Origin of the sequence: Bacillus cereus group sp. BcHK124, assembly GCF_027712065.1 — a bacterium.
Lineage (GTDB): Bacteria > Bacillota > Bacilli > Bacillales > Bacillaceae_G > Bacillus_A > Bacillus_A pacificus.
The window spans coordinates 828008-854206 of sequence record NZ_JAQFPJ010000001.1 but is presented as its reverse complement, the minus strand read 5'-3'; the positions used below and the strand labels follow the sequence as shown (position 1 = coordinate 854206).

Genomic DNA, 26199 nt, shown 5'->3' with positions numbered 1-26199 from the left:
GCGTCGGTGAGTCGCAATGCCAAGCAATGGTTGTCATAAAGTACATAACATAGAATACTACTTTTCATTTGAAAAAGCAAGTATATTCTTTTCGTTCGTAAAATATTCTTGTGCTGTTTTCTTATCTTTAGCGATTTGTTCAACTAACTCATCGATGCCATTGAATTTCTTCTCTTCTCTTATACGCATATGCCACTCTACTGTAACATTTTGATCATATATGTCTTTGTTAAATTCAAATAAGTGCACTTCAATAGATAGTTGGCGCTCATCTTCTTTAAAGGTTGGTTTATATCCAATATTACATACACCATCGTACCATTCATCGTGAACTTTTAATCTCACTGCATAAACACCTACAGGTGGTAATAGATACTCATCACTTAAACCTACATTAGCTGTTGGGAAACCAATTTGACGTCCACGTTTATCACCGTGTACAACCGTTCCTCCTACTGTATATGCTCTACCTAAAACAGATGGAATTTGCTCCATTTCGCCATTTCGAATTAACTTTCGTAATGCCGTAGAACTTACTTTCTCTTCTTGAAATTCAACTTTTTCAATCACAGTCTGTGTAAACTCCCCTCTTGCATGAAATGGTAAAGTCTCCATCTTTCCTTTTCCTAAACGTCCATATGAATAATCAAATCCTGCTACTACATGTTTTACATTTAAACCAATAATATAATCATCTACAAATTGTTGTGGCAATAAGCCTGCAAATGATTCATCGAATTTAACAACATATAATATATCGATTCCTAAACTCTCGACTATTTTTTCTTTATCACACATTGGTGTAATATACTCCGCATGCGCTTCCTTTTTACCTAAAACAACAGATGGATGCGGATAAAATGTCATCACTGCACTTTTATATCCTCGTTCATCCGCTATTTGTTTCGCAGTTCGAATCACACATTGATGTCCTAAATGAATGCCATCAAAAAATCCTAATGCCATTACAGTAGGTGGTAATTCTAATTTATTTTGTTCATGTGGATGAGTTAAATGAATAAGTTTCACGCTTGAATTCACCTTTTTCTGTAATAATCCTTCCAATAATTCATTATAGCTTTAGTTCTTGATTATTCACAAGTACTTTCATCGGCTTTAGCATACCAGGGTGTTTTGGATGGTGCTCATAAATTGCAAGGCAACGATCGTTTTTATCAAACACTGTTATAAATGGCGCCGTTATTTGCAATTCATTTTTTAAGAACATACCATTTTTTATTTTTTCTGCTTGCTTTTCATCTACAACCATTTTCGGGAACTTACTTAACGCTTCATCAATTGAAATGAAGATAGACTCTACTGTTCCATTTTGCACGTTTTCTTCAATTTCTTCAAATGATATGCAATCTTCTAATACAAATTCACCTGAAGCCGTTCTTACAAGGTGAGACATATGTGATGGAAAACCAAGTTTTTCACCAATCATTACCGCTAATGTTCTTACATATGTGCCTTTACTACACGTTACACGGAAACGGAATGAAATATTTTCTCCTTCAAACACTTCACGTTCATCCAGTAATACAAATTCATGAATTGTAATTGTACGAACTGGACGTTCAACCTCTTGTCCTGCTCTTGCATATTCATATAATTTTTTCCCGTTAACTTTTACAGCCGAAAACATCGGAGGCATTTGCTCAATCGTACCTGTTAATGCGGCAAGAACCTCTTCCACTTCTTTACGAGTAATAACACGATCTACATGTTTCGTTTCCACAACTTCACCTGAAGCATCTTCAGTTGTTGTTGAAAACCCTAATGTTACTTCACCTTCATATGTTTTCGTTTCACTTGTTAAAAATTGTGCAATCTTCGTTGCTCGTCCAACACAAATAGGCAATACTCCTGTTACATCTGGATCTAATGTTCCTGTATGACCAATTCGTTTTTCACGCAATATCTTTCTTAATTTAAATACACAATCGTGTGATGTCATGCCTTTTGGCTTATGTAATAATACTACACCTTCCATATATGTTCACCTCATCGTAATTCTTTCATAATCATTACCTAAAACTTATTTTACATTGAAAAAATGGATAGACAAATGTCTATCCATTATTCTTCACGTTTACCTTCTTTATTAATTTCATGTAAAAGTGTATCAATTCGATGACCATATCCGATAGATTCATCAAATTCAAAGGAAATTTCAGGCGTTTTACGAAGACGAATACGTTGGCCAATTTCTGAACGAATGAAGCCTTTTGCCTTCGCTAAACCTTTTAATGTACTTTCTTTCTGTTCTTCATCACCTAAAACAGAAATATATACTGTAGCAATTTGTAAATCTCCACTCACTTGTACATCTGTTACAGTAACAAATCCGACACGTGGATCTTTAATTTTACGACTGATGATGTCGCCTAATTCTTTTTTCATTTGCTCGCCTACACGGTTTGCACGTAATTTCATAACTCTTCACCTCATTCAATACCATTCCAATTGTGTTATCGTACGTTCAATTTCAGGAAATGAATCGATATACTCAAGTACACGATTCATTTCTTTTTCACAAATAACACGATTTGAGGATACGGAAACAATCGCAATTTCTGTACGTTGCCATACATCTTGATGCCCTACTTCTGAAACAGCTACGTTATAACGCTGTTTCACACGAGTTAACACCCGTTGCAAAATTGCTCGTTTCTCTTTTAAAGAATGCACATCGTAGATCATACACTCGAATGAGAGAGAAGCGATAATCATCGCTTCACTTCTTCCATAATGTACGCTTCAATGATGTCCCCTTCTTTAAGATCGTTGTATTTCTCAATTGTAATACCACACTCATAGTTTTGAGCAACTTCTTTTACGTCGTCTTTGAAACGTTTTAACGTATCAAGTTGACCTTCATAGATTACCACACCATCACGGATAATACGCACGCCGCTATCACGTGTAATTTTACCATCTGTTACGTAACAACCTGCGATTGTTCCAACTTTTGTTACTTTAAACGTTTGACGTACTTCTGCTTGACCGATTACTTTTTCTTCAAATTCTGGATCTAGCATACCTTGCATCGCTGCTTCGATCTCTTCGATTACTTTATAAATAATGCGGTGTAAACGAATATCAACGTTCTCTAATTCAGCTGTACGCTTCGCATTTACATCTGGGCGTACGTTAAATCCAATTACAATCGCATTAGATGCAGAAGCTAAAATGATATCAGATTCTGTAATCGCACCTACGCCTGTATGGATAATTTTAACTTTAACACCTTCAACATCAATTTTACGAAGTGATGCTGCCATTGCTTCTACAGAACCTTGTACGTCCGCTTTCACAATTAAGTTAATTTCTTTTACATCGCCCTCTTGGATTTGTTGGAATAAATCTTCAAGGCTTAATTTAGATTTCTCACCACGTTGAGCAAGTAGCGCTTCTTGTGCACGTGATTCACCGATTTGACGAGCTTTCTTCTCATCAGCGAATGCCATGAAACGATCTCCTGCTTGTGGTACTTCGTTTAAACCTGTAATTTCAACAGGAGTTGATGGACCAGCAACTTTTACACGACGACCAATATCACTTACCATTGCACGAACACGACCGAATGTAGTTCCAACAACGATTGGATCTCCTACTCGAAGCGTACCGTTTTGAACAAGTAATGTCGCGATAGTTCCTTTACCTTTATCAAGTTGGGCTTCAATTACAGTACCAGTTGCATAGCGGTTTGGATTTGCTTTATACTCTTCTACTTCACTTACAAGAAGAATCATTTCTAGTAAATTGTCAATTCCTTCGCCTTGAATCGCAGAAATTGGTACGAAAATTGTGTCTCCGCCCCATGCTTCTGGAACTAATTCATATTCTGTTAGTTCTTGCATTACGCGATCAGGGTTCGCAGCTGGTTTATCCATTTTATTCACAGCTACAATAATTGGTACTCCTGCTGCTTTCGCATGGTTAATTGCTTCAACTGTTTGTGGCATAACACCGTCATCAGCTGCAACAACAAGGATTGTAATATCCGTTACTTGTGCACCGCGAGCACGCATCGTTGTAAACGCCGCGTGACCAGGTGTATCTAAGAATGTAATTTTCTTGTCATTTACTTCAACTTGGTATGCACCAATATGCTGAGTAATTCCACCCGCTTCACCAGCAGTTACTTTAGAGTTACGGATAGAGTCAAGCAATGTTGTTTTACCATGGTCAACGTGTCCCATGATTGTAACTACAGCTGGACGCTCTTTTAAGTTCTCTTCATCATCTTGCTCATCGATGAATGTTTCAAACTCAGTTTCGCTTACAATTACTTCTTCTTCTACTTCAATACCGTAGTCGTTAGCAATTAACTCAATTGTATCTTTATCTAAGTCTTGGTTAATTGTTGCCATAATTCCAAGCATGAAGAGCTTTTTAATAATTTCAGATGGCTCTTTACTTAATTTCTTAGCAAGATCACCTACTGTAAGACTTCCAGAGAAAGTAATTTTATCTGGTGTTTCTACAGTTTGTGTTTGTTGTCTTCCAGCAAAGTTCTCTTGACGCTTATCTTCGTTTCCTTTGCCTTTTTTCTTTTTCTTATTGCTGTTCTTTTTACTACGAACAACTTTTTCTTCTACTTCAAACTCATCTGCAACAGAAGGTTTTTCAGTTTGATACTCATTATCTAATTTGTTTACTACTTCATCGTCTAACATTGTCATATGATTCGAAACCTCGATATTCATTTCTTTTAGTTTTGTCATAAGATCTTTACTTGAGATATTATGTTTTTTCGCATATTCATGCACTCGAATTTTACTCATACCTTCACCCCCGGTAATTTGTATCGAGCATGCTACGCAGCTTTTTCGCAAAGCCTTCATCTAACACAGCTACAACGACTCGCTCATCTCTCCCAATCGCATGCCCTAATTGTTGTCGATTTTCGACCTTTCTCATTGGTACGTTGTAGTACGTCGCTTTATCCGTAATACGCTTTGTAGTATTTACTGACGCATCTTCAGATAGCAACACAAGTTTTGCTTTGCCACTTCGTACTTCCTTTAAAACGAGTTCTTCACCCGAAATAATTTTTCGAGCCCGGTTTGCTAGTCCTAAAAACGATTTCCAATCGGACACTTATTTCGACTCCTTCTCAACAAGCTCAAGAAGTTCTTCATAAAGAGAACTGTCGATTTTCGCTTTTAGATGATGTTCCAAAACATTTTTCTTTTGAGCTTGAAGAATGCTTTCTTTATCTTTTGATAAATAAGCACCTCGTCCTGATTTCTTTCCAGTTAAATCAATAGACACTTCTCCCTCTTTGGAACGAACAATGCGAACGAGCTCTCGTTTTGATTTCATTTCTTGCGTTGCAACACATTTTCGTAACGGAACTTTTCGATTGCTCATACTCATCACCTCTACTCGATTTCGTCTTCAACTGAATCGAATCCGAATGCGACTACGCTATCTTCTTCTGTTACAATTCCAAGTTGTTTCGCATCAGACTCACTCTTAATATCAATTTTCCAACCTGTTAATTTAGCTGCAAGACGTGCATTTTGTCCACGTTTACCGATAGCTAATGACAGTTGGTGGTCTGGAACAACAACAGTTGTTGCTTTTTCTTCTTCATCTACAAGCACTTTAACAACTTGTGATGGGCTTAAAGCATTGGCAACATATTCTACTGGATCATTTGACCAGCGAACGATGTCAATCTTTTCACCTTTTAGTTCGTCTACAATGCGTTGTACACGTTGTCCTTTCGGTCCTACACAAGAACCTACTGGATCCACATCAATGTTCTCTGCATGTACAGAGATTTTAGAACGATCTCCTGCTTCACGTGCTACAGAACGAATTTCAACCGTTCCATCATAAATTTCAGGAACTTCCATTTCGAATAAACGTTTTAAAAGACCAGGATGTGTACGTGATACGTAAATTTGTGGTCCTTTTGTTGTTTTTTCTACTTTCGTAATGAATACGCGAATACGATCATGTGGTTTGTACTGTTCGTTCGGCATTTGCTCACTTACAGGTAATAAAGCTTCTACTTTCCCTAAGCTTACATAGATGAAACGAGCATCTTGACGTTGTACGATACCAACCATGATATCTTCTTCACGATCACTAAACTCAGAGTAAATAACACCACGCTCTGCTTCACGCACTCGTTGTGTTACAACTTGTTTTGCAGTTTGTGCTGCAATACGACCGAAATCTTTTGGCGTTACCTCAATTTCTAGTACGTCACCATCTTGATAGTTTGGATTAATTTGTCTTGCTTCTTCAACAGAAATTTCAAGACGTGGATCAAACACATTATCAACAACGTCTTTACGTGCTAAAACTTGGATTGTTCCCACTTGTGGGTTAAAGCTCACACGAACGTTTTGTGCTTGGTTAAAATTGCGTTTATAAGCAGAGATTAACGCTGCTTCAATCGCATCAATAATAATATCTTTACTAATTCCTTTTTCTGACTCTAATACGAGCAAGGCATCTAACAACTCAGTGCTCATGAAGATCCCCCTTCTAACTAAAACGTAACAGCAAGTCGCGCATTTGCAACTTTGTCCATTGGAATTTGGATTTCTTTTTTACGTGTTTTAATTGTTAATAATAGTGTAATTGTAGTACCATCGTAGGAAAGCATTTTTCCTTCAAACATCTTTTCACCATCAATCGGCTCATATGTTTTAATTGCCACTTGTTTTCCTACCGCTTGCTGGAAGTCTTTCTCTTTCTTTAATGGGCGTTCTGCTCCAGGAGATGACACATCCAAAAAGTAAAGATGAGGAATTGGATCCTCTTTATCTAAAGCTTCGCTTAAACGTTCACTCACCGCACCGCATTCTTCAATGTCGACTCCCTTTTCAGAATCGATGAATACGCGTAAGAACCAGTCTTGTCCTTCTTTCACATACTCTACATCTACAAGTTCAAGATTTAACTCTTCAACGATTGGCTGCGCAAATGCTTCTACAACTTCTGTGACTTTCTTATCCATAAACAGCCTCCTTCCTGCCGCCATGTACCATTTACAAGAAAAGACCCCGCCCATAGAACGGTCTATCTTATTCTTTCTCGTTAGCTAACAAAAGCCCCTGCCGTTAAGCAGGGAATATCTGTCTTAGTATTACCAAATTTAAGAAGTAAAACTTGTAACAAAATATGTATATACGACAGAAATTTCTTACCTCTCCACATCAATAAAATGTAGATAGTAACACGAAAGAGTGGGTTTCCCCACTCTTTTTTTCACACAATATACATGACATGGTTATCTCGGTTAATAGTATACCATAGCAAATGTTGATTTGCAAAGACTTTTCCTACCTATTAGAACAGTGATAACTGGTTTTGATCCGGCAAATCACCTAAACAACCTTGACTATCTAAGTACTCAATAATTGTTTTCGAAACCTTACTACGCTGCTGCAAGTCTTCCTTTGATAAGAATTCTCCATTTTTACGAGCTTCCACAATACTTAAAGCTGCGTTCGTACCAAGACCAGGTACCGCATTAAATGGAGGAATTAATGAGTCTCCATCAATAATAAAGTCTGTTGCATGTGAACGATACAAATCAACCTTTTGGAATGAGTATCCACGCTCACACATTTCAAGTGTCATTTCTAGTACCGTTAATAAACTCTTCTCTTTCGGCGATGCATCTAAACCTTTTTGCGCAATTTCATCAATTCTTGCACGTATAGATGCTGAACCTTTCGCCATCGCTTCTACGTCAAAGTCATCTGCACGAACCGTAAAGTATGCCGCATAGAATAGAAGCGCGAAATGTACTTTAAAGTATGCAATACGCACGGCCATAAGTACGTATGCAGCCGCATGGGCTTTAGGGAACATGTACTTAATCTTCTTACATGAATCAATATACCAACCTGGTACATTATTATTTTTCATGTCCTCTTCCCATTCTTCTGGTACACCTTTACCTTTACGTACTGACTCCATGATTTTGAAGGCTAATGATGGGTCTAAACCTTGATAGATTAAATATACCATGATGTCATCACGACAACCGATAACTTCACTCAGCGTACATGTACCGTTATAAATTAATTCGTTTGCATTACCTAGCCATACGTCCGTACCATGTGATAATCCAGAAATTTGGACTAACTCTGAGAATGTCGTCGGTTTCGTCTCTTCTAACATCTGTCTTACGAATTTCGTACCAAACTCTGGTATACCAAGTGTACCTGTTTTACAGTTAATTTGTTCTTCCGTTACGCCTAACGATTCTGGCCCTGAGAAAATTTTCATTACTTCTGGATCGTCCGTTGGGATTGTTTTCGGATCAATACCACTTAAATCTTGTAACATACGAATAACTGTCGGATCATCGTGTCCTAGTATATCAAGTTTCAATAAATTATCATGAATCGAGTGGAAGTCAAAGTGTGTCGTTCTCCACTCAGCCCCTATTGAATCTGCCGGATACTGTATCGGTGAGAAATCAAAAATGTCCATGTAATCTGGCACAACGATAATACCACCTGGATGCTGTCCTGTTGTACGTTTTACACCGGTACATCCTGCTACTAAGCGATCAATTTCTGCATTTCGAATCGTTAAGTTATGATCATTTGCATAACCTTTTACATATCCATAAGCAGTTTTTTCCGCAACTGTACCAATCGTTCCTGCACGATATACATAATCTTCACCGAACAGTACTTTCGTATAGTTATGGGCACGTGGTTGGTATTCCCCGGAGAAATTCAAATCGATATCGGGTACCTTATCTCCTTTAAATCCAAGGAACGTTTCGAACGGAATATCATGTCCATCTTTTACGTATGGAACATTACATGTAGGACATTCTTTATCCGGTAAGTCGAAACCAGACCCTACAGAACCATCATTAAAGAATTCTGATTGCTTACACTTCGGACATACATAATGTGGTGGTAATGGGTTTACTTCTGTAATTTCCATCATCGTTGCAACGAATGATGAACCTACCGATCCACGCGAACCTACTAGATATCCGTCTACTAATGATTTTTTCACAAGTTTATGTGAAATTAAATAGATTACGGCGAATCCATGACCAATAATACTTTTTAATTCTTTTTCTAAACGGGCTTCTACTATTTCAGGTAACTCTTCACCATAAATGCTACGCGCCATTTTATAACTCATATCACGCGTTTCATCATCTGCACCTTCAATTTTCGGTGTATATAGATCATCTTTTACTGGATGAACATCACCAATTAATGATGCAATCTTTTGTGTATTCGTTACGACAATTTCTTTCGCTACGTCTTCACCTAAAAATGAGAAACACTCTAACATTTCATCCGTTGTACGGAAATGTACAGGTGGTAATGAATGTCGGTTTAACGGATTCGCTCCACCCTGTGAACTTACTAAAATTTTACGATACATTGCATCTTCTGGATCTAAATAATGTACGTTTCCGGTAGCAACAACTGGTTTATCTAACGTCTCACCTAGTTTTACTAAGTTAGAAATGATTGTTTTTAATTGTCCCTCATCTCGAACGAGTTCACGCTCTACTAAATGACGTAACACTTCTGGTGGCATTACTTCAATGTAATCGTAGAACTGCGCAATTTCTTCTACCTCTTCAGGAGCTTTTTGCATCATCGCCTCAAACACTTCACCTTTATCACAAGCCGTTCCTACTAAAATACCTTCACGATACTTTTTTAATAGTGATCTTGGTACTCGTGGTACACGGTAAAAGTAATTTAAATGAGAATATGAAACAAGTTTATATAAATTTTTCAATCCAACATCCGATGTAGCAAGTAATGTCATATGACTTGGACGCCCGCGTTTATATGCATCCCCTTGTCCCATACTATCGTTTAATTGATCGTGATATTCAAAACCTTTTTCAATTACCTCTTTTAACATTTTTACAAGTAAATATCCCGTTGCTTCTGTATCATAAATTGCACGGTGATGTTGCGTTAATTCGATATCCATCTTTTTACACAACGTATTTAAACGGTGATTTTTCATTTCTGGGAATAAGAATCGTGCAAGCTCTAACGTATCTATTACTGGATTTTTTGTTTTTTCTAAACCAGCTTTTTTAAATCCTACGTTAATAAAGCCCATATCGAAGCTTGCGTTATGAGCAACAAGTGTATGGTCACCCATCCATTCCTCAAACTTTTTAAACACTTCGTCCACTTCTGGTGCGTCGGTTAACATATCATCTGTAATACCTGTTAATTCAATGATCGTTGCCGATAATGGTTGATGCGGATTTGCAAAAGATTCAAAGCGGTCAATAATTTCGCCGCCTTTTACTTTTACAGCAGCTAACTCAATAACTGTATCATATACAGCTGATAAACCTGTCGTCTCAACGTCGAAAACAACATACGTTTCCTCTGCAAGTAAACGATGCGCTTCGTTATACGCTATTGGTACACCGTCATTCACTAAGTTTGCTTCCACACCATATATAACTTTAATTCCGGCTTTTTTCCCAGCTGAATATGCTTCTGGGAATGACTGTGCAACAGCGTGGTCTGTAATGGCAATAGCCTCATGCCCCCATTTACCTGCTTGAGCAACAAGCTTAGAAACTGGAGTAACAGCATCCATTTGACTCATTGGCGTGTGAAGATGGAGCTCTACTCGTTTTTCGCCTTCTGGGGCTTTATCTTTACGAGACGGTCCTGTTATTTCATTAATATCATTTGCAATCATTACTAAATCTCGAACAAATGTATCATTTTGAACAGAACCACGAGCCTTCACCCACATTCCTTTTTTCAAGGATTGTAGCATTGGAATATCTTCTTTATCACGTGAGAACATTTTGATCATAATCGAATCTGTATAATCCGTTATTTTTAAAGTTAATAACGTACGTCCACTACGAAGCTCTTTCGTTTCCACATGGAAGACATATCCTTGAACTGTTTTTCTTCTTTCTTCATCTTGAATTTCTCGCATTGGTGTAATCTCTTCATCTGGCTTAATAAGATACCCGAGTGTGATCGGCCCTTCATGCACAACGCTGCTTTCTTCAGCTTGCTTCTTCGCCATTTCTTCCATAGCTTGTATAACACGCTCGCGGTCTTCTTGCTGCGTTTGCTCACGAAACTTTTGCATTTCTTCTGTATTTTGCTGTATATGTGTGTCTAACTGGAAACGCGGGAATCCAAAAGCCTCGTATTGATCCCCTACTGGTTTCGCAACGTTTTTCTTTAAAGCAGTAGATTCCAGCTCATTATTCACATTTATAAGTAACTTCACTCCATTGACCTGCGGAAGCTGCTTCTTTAAATAAGCAAACATAGGTGAAAATGTAATTCGTTCTGTACAAAGTGGCCAATACGCCCTCACTTCTTCTTCAGTAAATTGTTTGTTCTCTGTTTCTAATGCAAATGTTGTTCTTGCAATATGAGAAAATGATTGCTTAAGCTTTGTTTCTAGCAATTCATATAATTCTGTAGGCAAAATACGCGGTACTTGTAAATCAAAATGCCAACTTTTATTCGCTTTATCAATAACTAGCTTTTCAATGCCACCGCCTTGTAAATATTGATTTATAAGGTCTTCTGGTATTTGCAACTGCTGGAGCAAAATTTGAAATCGCTCTTGTTGTTCATTTGTTAAAGACATAAGCACTCTCCTTCCATTTGCTATTATAAATTGAAACGTACTACAAAGAAAGATTTCTCCCTTCTTCTTTTACAAAATACGTTGACAAAGAAAGAGAAGGTACCTCGTTACGAGGTACCTCTTCTTATTTTAAAATATTAGCAATATATGTTTGAAGCTCTTCTACTTTCACTTCTTCAGACTCACCTGTAGCACGTACTTTCACTTCTACAATACCTTCGTCTGCTTTTTTACCAACTGTCACGCGAACTGGAAGGCCGAATAAATCAGCATCAGCAAATTTAACGCCTGCACGTTCTGCACGATCATCTAGTAATACTTCATATCCTTGCTCTTGTAATGAGTTATAGATGTTTTCACCCATTTCACGTTGTGCATCAGATTTCATATTTACTGGAATTACATGCACATGGAACGGCGCCACAGCTTTTGGCCAAACTAAACCGTTCTCATCATTAAACTGCTCTGCAATTGCTGCCACTGTACGAGACACACCAATGCCGTAACAACCCATAATAAGTGGTTGTGTTTTTCCGTTTTCATCTAGGAATGTTGCGTTCATTGCTTCACTATAACGAGTTCCTAATTTAAATACATGACCAACTTCAATTCCGCGTGCGAAAAGAATTGTTCCGTTTCCGTCTGGAGATTGGTCTCCTTCTTGAATGAATCGTAAATCCGTATATTGACTTACTTTAAAGTCACGTTCTGGATTTACATTTACATAATGGAACCCTTCTTCGTTCGCTCCTGAACATCCGTTGACAATTGATGCTACAGCGTGATCAGCAATAATTTCAATATCACCTGTTACACCAATTGGACCTAATGAACCAACTTCACAATTTAATAATTCTTTTACTTCTTCATGAGAGGCAAGCTCAACAACGGAAGCACCGTATACATTTTTCACTTTTACATCGTTTACTTCATGATCACCACGAACAAGTACAACTACTAATTTCTCATCTACTTTAAATACCATAGACTTAATGCACTTTTCAGCTTCTATGTTTAAGAAGGCAGATACTTCTTCAATTGCTTTTTGGTCTGGTGTTGCTACTTTTTCAAGCGCTTTTTCTGCTTCGTCACTCTTCGTATACGTAGCTACAACAGGAGCCATTTCGATGTTCGCTGCATAATCAGATGTATCCGAGTATGCAATTGTATCTTCACCAACATCAGATAATACCATAAATTCATGTGTATCTTTTCCGCCCATTGCTCCTGAATCAGCAATAACCGCACGGAAATTCAAGCCACAACGAGCGAAAATGTTAGAGTATGCTTTGTATAAGCGATCGTACACTTCATCTAAGCTCTCTTGTGTAGCATGGAAAGAGTATGCATCTTTCATTAGAAACTCTCTTCCACGTAATAAACCGAAACGAGGTCTTTGTTCATCACGGAATTTTGTTTGAATTTGATATAATGTTAACGGTAATTTTTTATATGATTTCACTTCATCACGTACAAGATCCGTAATTACTTCTTCATGTGTCGCTCCTAATGCAAATTCACGAGCGTTACGATCTTTCATACGCATTAATTCAGATCCGTAAGAATACCAACGACCTGACTCTTGCCATAATTCTGCAGCTTGCATCGCTGGCATTAATAATTCTACAGCACCTGCGCGCTCCATTTCTTCTCGAACGATTCGTTCTACTTTGTGTAGCACTTTTAATCCAAATGGTAAAAAGCTATAAATACCAGAAGCATTTTGACGCATAAAACCTGCACGAAGTAATAACTGATGACTCTTAATTTCAGCATCAGCTGGAACTTCACGTAATGTAGGACTAAATACCATACTTTGTTTCATTTATTCGCACCTCTTCATTTTACTCTTATACGCAGGAAAACCCCTCACCTCGAGTTAGGTGAGGGATTTTATTCTACGAGCTCTATTTCATTATAAGTTTCACTTTATTTTACAAGAAAAACTTACGAATGTCATTCCAAGTTACTACTAACATAAGTAACATTAATAATGCAAAACCAATAAAGTGAACCATTCCTTCTTTTTGACGGTCAATTGGTTTCCCGCGTAACGCTTCAATTAAGAAGAAGAACAAACGTCCACCGTCTAAAGCAGGAACTGGTAGTAGGTTAAATAAACCAAGGTTAATACTTAAAACGGCTGCTAAACTTAATACACGCGTAAATCCATAATCTACAACTTGATCTGTTAGATTATAAATTCCTACTGGACCTGACAACTCATTAATAGAGAATTGGCCGGTTACTAATTTCACAAGAGACTCAAAAATTAGTTTCGTCCATTGGTATGTTTGTTCAAAACCTGATTTAATAGAACCCATCACTGTTTTTTCTACAGGAGAGTAAACACCGATTCTACCAACTTCTTCTTTACCTTCTTTATCAAGCGTTGGCGTTACTTTCACATTAAACTGTTCACTATCACGCTTTACTTGTAACGTAATTTCTTTATTCGGATTTTCACGTACAATGGTAACAACATCTTTCCATGTACTTGTGTTTTTCCCATCAATAGCTTGAATTGTATCATTTTCTTTTAATCCAGCTTGCTCTGCCGCACTATTCTCCATCACTTTTCCGACCATTGGTTTGTCAACAGGAACACCTTGTACAAATCCAAGAATCACAAAAATAACAAACGCTAAAATGAAGTTCATTGCAGGACCCGCAAAGATCGTTAAAGCACGTTGACCTAATTTCTTAGAGCCAAACTGTCTATTATACGGAGCAATTTGAATTTCTTCACCGGCAGTAATAATACGAGCCTTTTCATTCACTCGGAATGTTTGAAGCTCTTCCTCGTACTCTTCATAACCCGAAATTGTTAAATTATGCTCTAAATCAGCTTGTTCCACTTCAATCACGCGAACATTTGGATACTTTTCATATCCATCAAAAACTAATTTTACAACTTCGTCTTTTTCGTTTAATACAAGGCCAACCTTTTTCCCAGGCTTTAACTCAACTGTATCTGCATCCTCGCCAGCCATTCTTACATAGCCACCAAGGGGCAATAATCGAATCGTATACACCGTTTCATTCTTTTCAAATGAGAATATTTTCGGACCAAAACCAATCGCAAACTCACGGCATAAAATACCTGCTCTTTTTGCGAAATATAGATGCCCTAGCTCATGGAAAAATACGAGTGCACCGAAAATTAATATAAAGGCAATCGCTGTATTCAATTCCATACCACCTTTGCTAAATTTGTTCCATCACAAACCGTCTTGTGGTTGCATCAATTTCCAGAATTTCCTCTAAGCTCGGACGTGCAATGACATTGTGATGGTTCATTGCTTTTTCAATGAGGTCTTCCACTGTTAAGAAACCAATTCTCTTTTGTAAAAAAGCTTCAACAGCTACTTCATTCGCTGCATTCATTACAGCCGGCATACTTCCACCTGTTTTTCCAGCTTCATACGCAAAGCGCAAGCAACGGAAACGTTCTTGGTTCATTTTCTCAAAATGCAATGTACCCATTTCCCATAAATTTAACTGCTTTGTGTCTGAAAGAGGCAATCGATCAGGATATGTAAGTGCGTATTGAATTGGTACTCGCATATCAGGTGAGCCAAGCTGTGCCATCACACTACGATCTTCAAATTCAACCATAGAATGAATAATACTTTCTTTATGTAAAACAACATCGATTTGCTCGTAAGGGATACCAAAAAGCCAATGTGCTTCAATTACTTCTAGCCCCTTATTCATCATTGTAGCAGAATCAATTGTAATTTTCGAACCCATTGACCAGTTTGGATGTCGAAGCGCATCTTCTACGGTCACATGATGCAATTCATCTCTCGTTTTATCACGGAAACTTCCACCAGAAGCCGTTATAATTAGTCGAGAAATTCTTTTTTCATTTTCACCATTCAAGCATTGAAAAATAGCTGAATGTTCACTGTCTACTGGAAGTAACGAAACATTATGTTTTCGCGCTGCTTCCATTACAAGATGCCCTGCAGTTACTAACGTTTCTTTGTTTGCAATTCCAATTGTTTTTTTCGCCTCAATTGCACGAAGTGTTGGTAACAACCCTACGCTACCTACAACAGCATTTACTACGATCTCCGCATCTGGATGTAATGCTACTTCTAAAAGTCCTTCACTACCATATACAATTTTTGTATTACCAGAGACAGCTTGTAATTTTAAAACATCTTCCTCTCTTTGCACAGAGACAATTTGCGGAGAAAATTCTTGAATGACTTTTACTGCGTAGTCAATATTTTTCCCTACAGAAAAAGCAACGAGACGGAATTGGTCTGGGTGCGAGCGTAATACATCTAAAGTTTGTGTACCAATTGATCCGCTTGCACCTAATAAACTAATGTTTTTCATGACTCCAACCCCTCGTTCATTTATTAATTGTATTGTAATAAGAAGTAGAGAATTGGTAAAACGAATAACCAACTATCTGTTCGATCTAATATACCACCATGTCCAGGTAAAATTGTACCTGAATCTTTTACGCCATAATGACGTTTAAATGCAGATTGTACTAAATCACCAATTTGTCCAAAAATAGAAATGATAATTGTCAGCACAATTAAAATTACTACATTCGATTCCACTGGGAAAAACATGTTGTAAACAAGCGCTACAATAATTCCACAAACGATGCCGCCTAATGAACCTTCAATCGTTTTATTTGGACTAATTTCTGGCCATAACTTTCTTTTTCCTAATGCTTTTCCTACAAAATATGCGCCTGAATCAGTAGCCCATATAACAAATAATGCGCAAAACACATATTTAATTCCTAAAATTCTCGTTTCATTCAAATATAAGAATCCCATTGCAACATATGTTGTTGCCATTAGTAAAAATGAAGCATTGTCAAAAGTAAATGTATTCTTAGAAAGGACTGTATATGATAAAAGTAATAGAACAATCACAAATGTGATTTCTAATTTACCTAATCCAATCCAAGTAAACAGTTCTGATGCACTACTTGGAACTAAAATAATCCATAATAATACTGCAGCTAAAACTGTTGGTACTGAAATAAGCGTAAGCTTATTCATACGAATTAATTCATATAAACCTATAGAAGCAAGTGCATACACTAAAACCGTAAAAGGCACGCCACCGTAAATTACGATGGGAATGAATAGCGCGGCAGCAACCACTCCAGTAATAATTCTCTGTTTCACTACCAAACCCTCTCTTTCTACACGCCTCCGAATCTGCGCCCTCTATGCTGAAAGTCTGTAATCGCATTTAGCAAATGTTCCTCGGTAAAATCTGGCCAATACACATCTGTAAACCAAAATTCCGAATATGCAATTTGCCATAACATGAAATTACTAATACGTAGCTCTCCGCTCGTACGGATTAACAACTCTGGGTCAGGTAAAGAACTCGTCATTAAGTAGGAAGAAAGCATTTCTTCGCTTACATCTTCAACACGAACTTTTCCTTCCTCACGATCTTTCATCATATGTTGCACAGCAGAAACGATTTCATCTCGACTTCCATAGTTTAACGCGAAATTCAGAATTAATCCCGTATTCTCTTTCGTCTCTTCCATGGCCTTCTCCATCGCTCTGCGTGTATGCGTAGGAAGACGATCTTGTTGCCCTATTACACGGACTTGTACGTTCTCTTCAATCAATTCTGGTAAAAATGTACCTAAAAATTCTTCTGGAAGCTTCATTAAATAATCAACTTCCTTTTTCGGTCTTTTCCAGTTCTCAGTTGAAAAAGCATAAAGAGTTAATACTTTCACATTAAGTTTGCTTGCAAATTTTGTGATTTTCTTTACAACTTGCATGCCTTCATGATGTCCCGCAATACGAGGCATCGCTCTCCTCTTTGCCCACCTTCCATTACCATCCATAATGATGGCAATATGTTCTGGGATGTATCCTTTTTTCACTTCTTCAACGAGATGATCAAACGATGTGTCCTTTTTACCTTTAAAAAAAGGAAAGTTTTTAAACATCATTCATACCCTCCAACAAGCAGACGTATGCCTAAAAGTGTAAAAAGACCCCCTTAAGAAGAGGGTCATATTTGCGAAAGTATCGCTATTACACTTCCATGATTTCTTTTTCTTTGTTTTTTGCGATTTCGTCAACTTTTGCAATATATTTATCTGTTTCTTTTTGGATATCTTCAGTATATCCTCTTAAATCGTCTTCTGTAATCTCGCCAGCTTTTTCAAGCTTCTTAAGATCATCGTTACCGTCACGACGTACGTTACGAACAGCAACTTTTGCTTCTTCAGCATATTTTTTCACAACTTTTACAAGATCACGACGACGCTCTTCTGTTAATGCAGGGAATGCAATACGAATTACAGTTCCATCATTAGAAGGGTTTAAGCCTAAATCTGCTTTTAAAATTGCTTTTTCGATATCACCGATAGAAGTTTTATCATACGGTTGAATTACAAGTAAACGTGCTTCTGGAACTGTAATGTTCGCTAATTGCACAACTGGTGTTGGTGCACCATAGTAATCAACTTGTACTTTATCTAATACAGACGCGTTTGCACGACCAGCGCGAACTGTTGCTAATTCGCGTGAATAAGCAGCAACCGCTTTTTCCATTTTTTCATTTGCAGACTTCAATACTTGTTGTCCCATATTTATTTCCCCCTTACAACTGTTCCGATATTTTCGCCTAACACGGCACGTTTAATATTCCCTTTTTCCATAACTGAGAATACAATTAATGGAATATCATTATCCATACATAGAGAAGAAGCTGTAGAATCCATTACACCTAAACCTTCTTTTAATACATCTAAGTAAGTAAGTGTTTCGTATTTCGTAGCTGTTGGGTCAATAGATGGATCTGCATTATATACGCCATCCACATTGTTTTTCGCCATTAAAATTACGTCAGCTTCAATTTCCGCCGCACGTAATGCTGCCGTTGTATCTGTAGAGAAGTATGGGTTACCAGTACCTGCTGCGAAGATAACAACACGTTTTTTCTCTAAGTGACGAACTGCTTTACGACGAATGTAAGGCTCTGCCACTTGACGCATTTCAATTGAAGTTTGTACGCGAGTTTGAATTCCGATGTTCTCCAAGCTATCTTGAAGAGCTAATGAATTCATAACTGTCGCTAACATGCCCATGTAATCCGCTCCTGCACGATCCATGCCCATCTCACTTCCAATTTTTCCACGCCAAATGTTACCGCCGCCAACAACAACAGCAACCTCTACATCTAGTTCTGCAATTTCTTTCACTTGTTCCGCAACTGACTTAATAACAGCTGGGTTGATTCCAAATCCTTGCTCGCCAGCTAAAGCTTCTCCACTCAGCTTTAAAACGACACGATTATATTTCGGTTTACTCATAATGAACCTCCAATTGCTTACATCTTTATTTTAAAAAAGGGAACACAATGTGTTCCCTAATCTGTATTAGTTACTACCTTTTACTTGGTTCATTACTTCTTCAGCAAAGTTGTCTTCGCGTTTTTCGATACCTTCACCAACAGCGTAGCGAACGAATCCTTTTAATGTTGCGCCTTTAGACTCAACGAATTGACGAACTTTCATATCAGGGTTTTTAACGAATGCTTGGTCAAGTAAGCAAATCTCTTCGAAGAATTTGCCTAGACGGCCTTCAACCATTTTTGCAACGATTTTTTCAGGCTTGCCTTCGTTTAATGCTTGTTGTGTTAATACTTGACGCTCATGCTCAACTTCTTCAGCTGTTACAGCATCACGATCGATGTATTTAGGGTTAACTGCAGCGATGTGCATTGCTACGTCTTTAGCAGCCGCTTCATCAGTAGAACCTTCAAGAACTGTTAGAACACCAATGCGTCCACCCATGTGTAGGTAAGCACCGAATGCATCTGCATCAGTTTTTGATACGATTTCGAAACGACGAAGTGTAAGCTTTTCACCAATTTTAGCGATTGCTTCGTTGATGTGCTCTTCAACTTTTTTACCGTTTTCCATTGTTTGAGCCATAGCTTCTTCAACGTTAGCAGGTTTCTTAGCTAATAAGTGAGCAGCTAATTCTTTAATTAATGTTTGGAAACCTTCGTTTTTCGCAACGAAATCAGTTTCAGAGTTTAATTCTAAGATTAAACCGTCGTTACCGTTTGTTTCGATGAAAGTTAAACCTTCAGCAGCGATGCGGTCTGCTTTTTTAGCAGCTTTCGCGATACCTTTTTCACGTAAGAAGTCAATTGCCTTCTCCATGTCGCCGTTAGTTTCTGTTAAAGCTTTTTTGCAGTCCATCATACCTGCGCCAGTTTTTTCACGTAATTCTTTTACCATTTGTGCAGTGATTGCCATACTTTTCATCCTCCTAAAATATGTATTTATACCTTTTATAAAGGTGTTTATACCTTAAAAAAGGTGATAAAAGGCCGAACCCCTTATCACCTTTCCAACTTTGTTACGCAGTAACAGTTTCTTCACCTTGTTTTGCTTCAAGGATCGCGTCTGCCATTTTAGATGTAAGAAGTTTTACAGCACGAATTGCATCATCGTTCGCTGGGATAACGTGATCGATTTCGTCTGGATCACAGTTTGTATCAACGATACCGATGATTGGAATGTGTAATTTGCGTGCTTCAGCAACTGCAATACGCTCTTTACGAGGGTCTACTACGAATAATGCACTTGGAAGACCTTTCATATCTTTAATACCGCCTAAGAATTTCTCAAGACGCTCTAACTCTTTTTTAAGTTGAACAACTTCTTTCTTAGGTAGTACTTCGAAAGTACCATCTTCTTGCATTCTTTCGATGTCTTTAAGACGCTTGATACGCTTTTGGATTGTTTGGAAGTTAGTTAAAGTTCCACCTAACCAACGTTGGTTAACGAAGTACATACCAGCACGAGTTGCTTCTTCTTTAATAGCTTCTTGTGCTTGTTTTTTAGTACCTACGAATAAGATGTCTCCGCCTTCAGCAGCGATGTCACGCATAACTTTGAAAGCTTCCTCAACTTTTTTCACAGTTTTTTGTAAGTCGATGATGTAGATACCGTTACGCTCTGTGAAAATGTAACGCTTCATTTTTGGGTTCCAACGACGAGTTTGATGTCCGAAATGAACACCAGCTTCAAGCAATTGCTTCATAGAAATTACTGACATAATATAGTTCCTCCTAAATGGTTTTTGATATCCTCCGTTTACTTCATCTCTAAGCGAAACTACAAACGTAGCACCAACACTTAAATCAGTAAACGTGTGTACTTTGTACTGACACCACTGCTTACTATATCATACTGAAATATTACAATCAAGTCGAAAATGCGAACAATGTAAAACTTTCTTTGTTCATACTCGAATTCTAGTATTACCAACCTGCATTTCTTTTAAGCAAAAAGTGAAATGCAATTCATGGCTTTTCAAAAAAATGCGATTATGACGCTATGTACGAACAACATCAATCTGTTATACAAAAAAACTCTCCTCAAAAAATGAGAAGAGTTTTATAAATTAGTTTGTTTTTAATTTAGCAAGTTCATGTAAGAATTTGTCGTTTAATACTTTAATGTATGTTCCTTTCATACCTAAAGAACGTGACTCAATTACACCAGCACTTTCTAATTTACGAAGTGCATTTACGATTACCGAACGAGTGATTCCTACACGGTCAGCAATTTTACTTGCAACAAGTAAACCTTCTGTTCCGTTTAATTCTTCGAAGATGTGCTCGATTGCTTCTAACTCACTGTAAGATAATGAGCTGATCGCCATTTGAACAACAGCTTTGCTACGCGCTTCTTCTTCAATTTCTTCTGCTTTTTCACGTAAAATTTCCATACCTACAACAGTTGAGCTGTACTCAGCAAGAATTAAATCATCATCTAAGAACTCTTGACCAAGACGAGCTAAAACTAATGTACCTAGACGCTCACCGCCACCAACGATCGGTACGATTGTAGTTAAGCCTTGACCAAATAATTCTTTATTTTCTACTGGGAATGCTGTGTAAGCACTGTTTACATCTAAGTTTGAAGATGTTTCTGTAATGTTGAATAAGCTTTGTGTATACTCTTCTGGGAATTGACGCTCTGCAAGCATTTGTTTCATACGCTCATTCTCGATTTGTTGGTGAATTGCATAACCTAGTAATTTACCACGACGGCTTACTACGAATACGTTCGCTTCGATTACTTCACACATTGTGTCAGACATTTCTCTAAAGTTTACAGGCTTTCCTGCTGCGCTCTGTAATAACGCATTTAATTTTCTTGTTTTTGCTAATAATTCCATTTCAAAAGTTCCTCCTACATGTTACTCACATATTTTTTCATCACTTGGAAACTAGGGCGAGTCACCTGATGACACTATTACAAAATAAACTGGCTCACATCTTTATTTTTAGCAATCGTTGCTAATTTTTCCTCAACGTATTGAGGCGTTATCGTTATTTTCTCTAACGTAATTTCAGATGCTTCAAACGATAAATCTTCAAGGAGCTTCTCCATAATCGTATGAAGTCTTCTTGCTCCAATATTATCTGTATCCTGATTAACTTGATAAGCAATCTCAGCAATCTTACGAATAGCTTCGTCTGAAAATTCAATTTCTATACCTTCAGTCGCTAATAAAGCAATATATTGTTTAATTAACGCATTGTCAGGCTCGATTAATATTTTAACAAAATCATCCGTCGATAATTTTGTTAATTCTACTCGAATCGGAAATCTCCCTTGTAATTCCGGAATCAAATCTGACGGTTTAGACATATGAAACGCTCCAGCTGCAACGAATAAAATATAATCCGTTTTTACTGATCCGTATTTTGTCGCAACATTTGATCCTTCTACAATTGGTAAAATGTCACGTTGCACACCTTCACGTGATACATCTACACTATTCGACTGCTTACCAGCAATTTTGTCAATTTCATCGATAAAAATAATCCCGAGCTGTTCAGCACGATAAACAGCCTCTTGTGTAACTTCATCCATATCAATTAAGCGCTGTGCTTCCTCATTTGTCAAGACTTTTCTTGCTTCTTTTACAGAAAGTTTACGTTTTTTTGTTTTTTTCGGCATAAAACTTCCTAATGCATCTTGGAAATTCATCCCCATTTGTTCCATGCCAGTTCCTTGCAGCATATCGAACATGGAAGACTGTTGTTCAGTCACTTCAATCGATACAATTTCATCTTCAAGAAGTCCTGCAGCAAGCTTTCTTTCCACATCTTGACGTTTCTTTTCGATTTCAACATCTTCCTGTGAATCTGTTGTTTGATTCGAATTTTGAGCGCCACCAAATAGCATTTCTAATGGGTTTTTAAATCCAGATTGCTTCTCCGGACTCGGTACTAAAATTTCAACAAGACGTTGGTTCGCTTGTTCTTCTGCTTTGTCTTGTACTTTTACTACCATTTCTTCTTTCACAATGCGAACTGACGTTTCCACAAGGTCACGTACCATCGATTCTACATCTCTACCTACATATCCAACTTCTGTAAATTTCGTAGCTTCAACCTTAATAAAAGGTGCTCCAACGAGTTTCGCCATTCGTCGTGCTACCTCTGTTTTACCAACACCTGTCGGTCCAATCATTAAAATATTTTTAGGTGCAATTTCATCACGTAGATTTTCAGCTAATTTACTTCGGCGGTATCGATTTCTTAAAGCTACAGCAACCGCTTTCTTCGCATCTTTTTGACCGATAATGTATTGATCTAATTTTTCCACAATTTGACGCGGAGTAAAATGTAAATGCATATAAAATGCCTCCCTTACGATTCTACAATTCTTCCACAATTATATTGTGGTTTGTATACACACAAATATCGCCTGCAATGTCTAAACTCGCTTTCGCAATTTGCTTCGCTGTTAAATGTTCACTTGCATATTGTTTTAAAGCACGACCTGCTGAAAGCGCATAATTTCCGCCAGATCCAATTGCTAAAATACCATCATCCGGTTCAATCACTTCTCCCGTACCTGAAACAAGGAGCATAGTTGTTTTATCCATGACAATGAGCATCGCTTCTAGCTGACGTAACATTTTGTCACCGCGCCATTGCTTCGCCATCTCAACAGCAGCACGCTGCAAGTTTCCATTATACTCTTCTAATTTCCCTTCAAACATTTCAAAAAGAGTAAATGCATCAGCAACTGAACCTGCAAAACCAGCTAAAACTTTCCCTTGAAAAAGTTTACGAACCTTACGAGCTGTATGTTTCATTACAACAGCATTTCCCATTGTCACCTGGCCATCTCCAGCCATTGCACATTCTCCATTATGATGAACTGCAAATATCGTTGTAGCGTGGAAATTTCCCATAGAAAAAACTCCTTTATATGTTTTTATAGCTTTAAAAGCAATTTATGCCCGTGGGTGATGCTTCATGTAGACAGAACGCAATCTTTCTTTAGAGACATGCGTATAAATTTGTGTCGTAGACAAATTTTCATGACCGAGTAGCTCCTGTACAGTACGTAAATCTGCCCCTTCATCTAACATATGTGTAGCAAATGTATGCCTTAACATATGAGGACTTATACGCATTGTCAGTGAAGCTTTCTTAATGAGTTCATTTAATACATAGCGTACTCCTCGACTTGTCAGCGGCGTGCCTTTCGCATTTAAAAATACCATATGAGATTGTTCTTCAGTTTTCTTGGCTAACTGTTTTCTCCCGTTCTCTATATAAGTAATTAAAGCATCTTGTGCATAGCTCCCGAACGGAATATACCTTTGTTTTTTTCCTTTTCCCATTACTAAAATTGTCCCCACCGCAAAGTCAATATCGGTAAGTTGTAAATTGACACATTCACTCACACGGATCCCGGTCGCATACATCAACTCTAATAAAGCTTGATTCCTTTGACCTAACGGGGTTTCCGTATCAGAAACTTCAAATAATTCCTCTAATTCTTCAGCATATAAAAACTTTGGGATTGACAATTCTTTTTTGGGGAGTGACGCAAGTGCAAACGGATTATCCTTCCGATAACCTTCACGCATCAAAAAACGATATAAACTTCGTAAGCTTGATACTTTTCTTGCGACAGATTTACGGGCTAACTTTTCATCGTGCAACGTCGTTAAGTACAAACGAACATCCGCGTATGTAATATCTAAAAAAGAGGATATGCCTTCTCGCTCCATAAATTGCACAAAATGTTCTAAATCATTTTGATAACTTGCAATTGTATATTTTGAATAATTTCTTTCAATTTGTAAATATCCAACGAATAATTGTAACAATTTCTTCACATTCACACAATTCACCTCAATAAAGGCTACTAAATCGTATCACAACTTAGTAGCCTTTGCAAGAAATTTAACTAAATATTTACAAAATTTCGAATCGTTTCTAAAGCGCGTGTTGCATAGGCTTCATTACGTTCTGCTTTCTTTTTAATTTTCTTCTCTAACGGTGCAAACAGACCGAAGTTTGCATTCATCGGTTGGAAGTTTTTTGCATTTGTCGCAGTAATATAATTCGCCATACTTCCCATCGCAGTTACTGGTGGTAATACAACCGGCTCTTCACCTTTTACAAGTCGAGCAGCGTTGATACCTGCTAGCAATCCTGAAGCCGCTGATTCAACATATCCCTCCACTCCAGTCATTTGACCAGCGAAGAATAAATCATCACGTTGTTTATATTGGTATGTTGGACGAAGCAAGTTAGGTGAATTAATAAACGTATTACGATGCATTACACCATAACGTACAATCTCTGCGTTTTCCAGTCCTGGAATCAACTGTAACACTTCTTTTTGCGGTCCCCATTTTAAATGCGTTTGGAAACCTACGATATTGTATAACGTTCCCGCTGCATCATCTTGGCGTAACTGAACAACAGCATATGGCGTTTTCCCTGTTTTCGGATCTTCTAATCCAACAGGTTTCATCGGTCCAAATACTAGTGTTTGTCTTCCTCTACTTGCCATAACTTCTACTGGCATACAACCTTCAAAGAAAATTTCTTTTTCAAATTCTTTTAAAGGTACTGTTTCAGCAGCGATTAAAGCCTCGTAAAAACGGTCGAATTCCTCTTCCGTCATTGGACAGTTTAAATATGCCGCTTCACCTTTATCGTAACGAGATTTTAAATACACTTTATTCATATCAATGCTGTCTTTCTCAACAATCGGTGCTGCTGCATCATAGAAATAAAAGTAGTCTTCACCCGTTAATTCTTTTAATTGCGCAGAAAGATCAGGCGACGTAAGTGGACCTGTCGCGATAACAGTAGGACCTTCTGGAATTTCAGTAATTTCTTCATTCACCACAGTTACGTTCGGATGATTTTTCACATATTCCGTTACTTTTGCCGCAAATTCATGACGATCTACCGCTAAAGCCCCTCCTGCTGGTACAGAACACTCATCAGCTGCACGAATAATAACAGAATCCATTAAACGCATTTCTTCTTTAATAACACCAACAGCATTTGTTAATGTGTTTGCGCGAAGCGAGTTACTACATACTAATTCTGCAAATTTATCTGTGTGATGAGCTGGCGTTTGCCTTACCGGTCTCATTTCGTATAATCTTACTTGGACACCACGTTTTGCAATTTGGTAAGCTGCTTCACTTCCTGCAAGACCTGCGCCAATGACGTTTACTACTTGTGTTGTCATATATTTATCACCTTTCC

The 26199-nt window shown here is 37.7% G+C and carries 24 protein-coding genes; all 24 read right to left on the bottom strand.

The window, feature by feature from the left end; genetic code table 11:
• Nucleotides 1-57: 57 nt before the first annotated feature.
• The 24 genes from ribF to trmFO all read right to left on the bottom strand — a co-directional run bounded on the left by ribF (nucleotide 58) and on the right by trmFO (nucleotide 26182).
• Nucleotides 58-1029: a bifunctional riboflavin kinase/FAD synthetase gene (ribF, locus tag PDK19_RS04640; protein ID WP_270706651.1), complete on the bottom strand. Its 972-nt coding sequence runs from the start codon at nucleotides 1027-1029 to the stop codon at nucleotides 58-60.
• 43 nt (nucleotides 1030-1072) lie between these two features.
• Complete coding sequence (gene truB, locus PDK19_RS04635) at nucleotides 1073-1996, bottom strand: tRNA pseudouridine(55) synthase TruB (protein ID WP_000399343.1); 924 nt, start codon at nucleotides 1994-1996, stop codon at nucleotides 1073-1075.
• Nucleotides 1997-2082: 86 nt separating this feature from the next.
• Complete coding sequence (rbfA, locus tag PDK19_RS04630; RefSeq protein ID WP_000776443.1) at nucleotides 2083-2439, bottom strand: 30S ribosome-binding factor RbfA; 357 nt, start codon at nucleotides 2437-2439, stop codon at nucleotides 2083-2085.
• A 15-nt stretch (nucleotides 2440-2454) separates the two neighbouring features.
• Nucleotides 2455-2736, bottom strand: coding sequence for a DUF503 domain-containing protein (locus PDK19_RS04625; RefSeq protein WP_000582364.1), 282 nt, complete (start codon nucleotides 2734-2736; stop codon nucleotides 2455-2457).
• Nucleotides 2733-4793: a translation initiation factor IF-2 gene (gene infB, locus PDK19_RS04620; RefSeq protein ID WP_000036345.1), complete on the bottom strand. Its 2061-nt coding sequence runs from the start codon at nucleotides 4791-4793 to the stop codon at nucleotides 2733-2735. The genes PDK19_RS04625 and infB overlap by 4 nt, the downstream gene beginning before the upstream one ends.
• A gap of 4 nt (nucleotides 4794-4797) precedes the next feature.
• On the bottom strand, nucleotides 4798-5109 hold the full coding sequence (locus PDK19_RS04615; RefSeq protein WP_074567378.1) for a YlxQ family RNA-binding protein: 312 nt from the start codon (nucleotides 5107-5109) through the stop codon (nucleotides 4798-4800).
• The gene (gene rnpM / locus PDK19_RS04610) at nucleotides 5110-5382 is read right to left on the bottom strand and encodes an RNase P modulator RnpM (protein WP_000071128.1); all 273 of its coding nucleotides are present in this window, start codon (nucleotides 5380-5382) and stop codon (nucleotides 5110-5112) included.
• Between the two features lie 11 nt (nucleotides 5383-5393).
• Nucleotides 5394-6500: a transcription termination factor NusA gene (gene nusA, locus PDK19_RS04605; RefSeq protein WP_000102609.1), complete on the bottom strand. Its 1107-nt coding sequence runs from the start codon at nucleotides 6498-6500 to the stop codon at nucleotides 5394-5396.
• Nucleotides 6501-6517: 17 nt separating this feature from the next.
• A complete protein-coding gene (rimP, locus tag PDK19_RS04600) occupies nucleotides 6518-6988 on the bottom strand; it encodes a ribosome maturation factor RimP (protein WP_000359097.1) in 471 nt (156 codons plus the stop codon).
• 332 nt (nucleotides 6989-7320) lie between these two features.
• On the bottom strand, nucleotides 7321-11622 hold the full coding sequence (locus PDK19_RS04595) for a PolC-type DNA polymerase III (RefSeq protein WP_049113048.1): 4302 nt from the start codon (nucleotides 11620-11622) through the stop codon (nucleotides 7321-7323).
• Between the two features lie 124 nt (nucleotides 11623-11746).
• On the bottom strand, nucleotides 11747-13447 hold the full coding sequence (locus tag PDK19_RS04590) for a proline--tRNA ligase (protein WP_000814305.1): 1701 nt from the start codon (nucleotides 13445-13447) through the stop codon (nucleotides 11747-11749).
• A gap of 109 nt (nucleotides 13448-13556) precedes the next feature.
• A complete protein-coding gene (rseP, locus tag PDK19_RS04585; RefSeq protein ID WP_001090246.1) occupies nucleotides 13557-14813 on the bottom strand; it encodes an RIP metalloprotease RseP in 1257 nt (418 codons plus the stop codon).
• 16 nt (nucleotides 14814-14829) lie between these two features.
• Nucleotides 14830-15972, bottom strand: coding sequence for a 1-deoxy-D-xylulose-5-phosphate reductoisomerase (gene dxr / locus PDK19_RS04580; protein WP_000790363.1), 1143 nt, complete (start codon nucleotides 15970-15972; stop codon nucleotides 14830-14832).
• 23 nt (nucleotides 15973-15995) lie between these two features.
• Nucleotides 15996-16787: a phosphatidate cytidylyltransferase gene (cdsA, locus tag PDK19_RS04575; RefSeq protein WP_000813586.1), complete on the bottom strand. Its 792-nt coding sequence runs from the start codon at nucleotides 16785-16787 to the stop codon at nucleotides 15996-15998.
• A 17-nt stretch (nucleotides 16788-16804) separates the two neighbouring features.
• Nucleotides 16805-17581 carry an isoprenyl transferase gene (gene uppS, locus PDK19_RS04570; protein ID WP_000971300.1) on the bottom strand — a complete coding sequence of 259 codons (777 nt, stop codon included), beginning with the start codon at nucleotides 17579-17581 and terminating at the stop codon, nucleotides 16805-16807.
• 85 nt (nucleotides 17582-17666) lie between these two features.
• Nucleotides 17667-18224: a ribosome recycling factor gene (gene frr / locus PDK19_RS04565; RefSeq protein ID WP_000531500.1), complete on the bottom strand. Its 558-nt coding sequence runs from the start codon at nucleotides 18222-18224 to the stop codon at nucleotides 17667-17669.
• 2 nt (nucleotides 18225-18226) lie between these two features.
• Entirely contained in the window at nucleotides 18227-18949 is a 723-nt protein-coding gene (gene pyrH, locus PDK19_RS04560; RefSeq protein WP_000042663.1) for a UMP kinase, read from the bottom strand.
• A gap of 66 nt (nucleotides 18950-19015) precedes the next feature.
• On the bottom strand, nucleotides 19016-19903 hold the full coding sequence (gene tsf / locus PDK19_RS04555; protein ID WP_001018580.1) for a translation elongation factor Ts: 888 nt from the start codon (nucleotides 19901-19903) through the stop codon (nucleotides 19016-19018).
• Nucleotides 19904-20006: 103 nt separating this feature from the next.
• Complete coding sequence (gene rpsB, locus PDK19_RS04550) at nucleotides 20007-20708, bottom strand: 30S ribosomal protein S2 (RefSeq protein ID WP_000111483.1); 702 nt, start codon at nucleotides 20706-20708, stop codon at nucleotides 20007-20009.
• A gap of 348 nt (nucleotides 20709-21056) precedes the next feature.
• Nucleotides 21057-21836 (bottom strand): GTP-sensing pleiotropic transcriptional regulator CodY, encoded by a 780-nt coding sequence (gene codY, locus PDK19_RS04545; protein WP_000421288.1) that lies wholly within the window; start codon nucleotides 21834-21836, stop codon nucleotides 21057-21059.
• Between the two features lie 77 nt (nucleotides 21837-21913).
• On the bottom strand, nucleotides 21914-23305 hold the full coding sequence (hslU, locus tag PDK19_RS04540; protein ID WP_000550081.1) for an ATP-dependent protease ATPase subunit HslU: 1392 nt from the start codon (nucleotides 23303-23305) through the stop codon (nucleotides 21914-21916).
• Between the two features lie 22 nt (nucleotides 23306-23327).
• A complete protein-coding gene (gene hslV, locus PDK19_RS04535; RefSeq protein ID WP_000526271.1) occupies nucleotides 23328-23870 on the bottom strand; it encodes an ATP-dependent protease proteolytic subunit HslV in 543 nt (180 codons plus the stop codon).
• 42 nt (nucleotides 23871-23912) lie between these two features.
• Nucleotides 23913-24812, bottom strand: a complete 900-nt coding sequence (gene xerC / locus PDK19_RS04530; RefSeq protein WP_001101228.1) for a tyrosine recombinase XerC — start codon at nucleotides 24810-24812, stop codon at nucleotides 23913-23915.
• Between the two features lie 65 nt (nucleotides 24813-24877).
• Complete coding sequence (trmFO, locus tag PDK19_RS04525) at nucleotides 24878-26182, bottom strand: FADH(2)-oxidizing methylenetetrahydrofolate--tRNA-(uracil(54)-C(5))-methyltransferase TrmFO (protein WP_002028254.1); 1305 nt, start codon at nucleotides 26180-26182, stop codon at nucleotides 24878-24880.
• Between the last annotated feature and the right edge of the window lie 17 nt (nucleotides 26183-26199).

What these genes read in the sequence shown, in the direction of transcription:
- truB (WP_000399343.1), bottom strand. Translation starts at nt 1,996, where the DNA reads ATGGAAGGTGTAGTATTATTACATAAGCCAAAAGGCATGACATCACAC.
- rbfA (WP_000776443.1), bottom strand. Translation starts at nt 2,439, where the DNA reads ATGAAATTACGTGCAAACCGTGTAGGCGAGCAAATGAAAAAAGAATTA.
- PDK19_RS04625 (WP_000582364.1), bottom strand. Translation starts at nt 2,736, where the DNA reads ATGATTATCGCTTCTCTCTCATTCGAGTGTATGATCTACGATGTGCAT.
- infB (WP_000036345.1), bottom strand. Translation starts at nt 4,793, where the DNA reads ATGAGTAAAATTCGAGTGCATGAATATGCGAAAAAACATAATATCTCA.
- rnpM (WP_000071128.1), bottom strand. Translation starts at nt 5,382, where the DNA reads ATGAGCAATCGAAAAGTTCCGTTACGAAAATGTGTTGCAACGCAAGAA.
- nusA (WP_000102609.1), bottom strand. Translation starts at nt 6,500, where the DNA reads ATGAGCACTGAGTTGTTAGATGCCTTGCTCGTATTAGAGTCAGAAAAA.
- rimP (WP_000359097.1), bottom strand. Translation starts at nt 6,988, where the DNA reads ATGGATAAGAAAGTCACAGAAGTTGTAGAAGCATTTGCGCAGCCAATC.
- PDK19_RS04595 (WP_049113048.1), bottom strand. Translation starts at nt 11,622, where the DNA reads ATGTCTTTAACAAATGAACAACAAGAGCGATTTCAAATTTTGCTCCAG.
- PDK19_RS04590 (WP_000814305.1), bottom strand. Translation starts at nt 13,447, where the DNA reads ATGAAACAAAGTATGGTATTTAGTCCTACATTACGTGAAGTTCCAGCT.
- dxr (WP_000790363.1), bottom strand. Translation starts at nt 15,972, where the DNA reads ATGAAAAACATTAGTTTATTAGGTGCAAGCGGATCAATTGGTACACAA.
- uppS (WP_000971300.1), bottom strand. Translation starts at nt 17,581, where the DNA reads ATGATGTTTAAAAACTTTCCTTTTTTTAAAGGTAAAAAGGACACATCG.
- frr (WP_000531500.1), bottom strand. Translation starts at nt 18,224, where the DNA reads ATGGGACAACAAGTATTGAAGTCTGCAAATGAAAAAATGGAAAAAGCG.
- pyrH (WP_000042663.1), bottom strand. Translation starts at nt 18,949, where the DNA reads ATGAGTAAACCGAAATATAATCGTGTCGTTTTAAAGCTGAGTGGAGAA.
- tsf (WP_001018580.1), bottom strand. Translation starts at nt 19,903, where the DNA reads ATGGCAATCACTGCACAAATGGTAAAAGAATTACGTGAAAAAACTGGC.
- rpsB (WP_000111483.1), bottom strand. Translation starts at nt 20,708, where the DNA reads ATGTCAGTAATTTCTATGAAGCAATTGCTTGAAGCTGGTGTTCATTTC.
- codY (WP_000421288.1), bottom strand. Translation starts at nt 21,836, where the DNA reads ATGGAATTATTAGCAAAAACAAGAAAATTAAATGCGTTATTACAGAGC.
- hslU (WP_000550081.1), bottom strand. Translation starts at nt 23,305, where the DNA reads ATGCATTTACATTTTACTCCGCGTCAAATTGTGGAAAAATTAGATCAA.
- hslV (WP_000526271.1), bottom strand. Translation starts at nt 23,870, where the DNA reads ATGGGAAATTTCCACGCTACAACGATATTTGCAGTTCATCATAATGGA.
- trmFO (WP_002028254.1), bottom strand. Translation starts at nt 26,182, where the DNA reads ATGACAACACAAGTAGTAAACGTCATTGGCGCAGGTCTTGCAGGAAGT.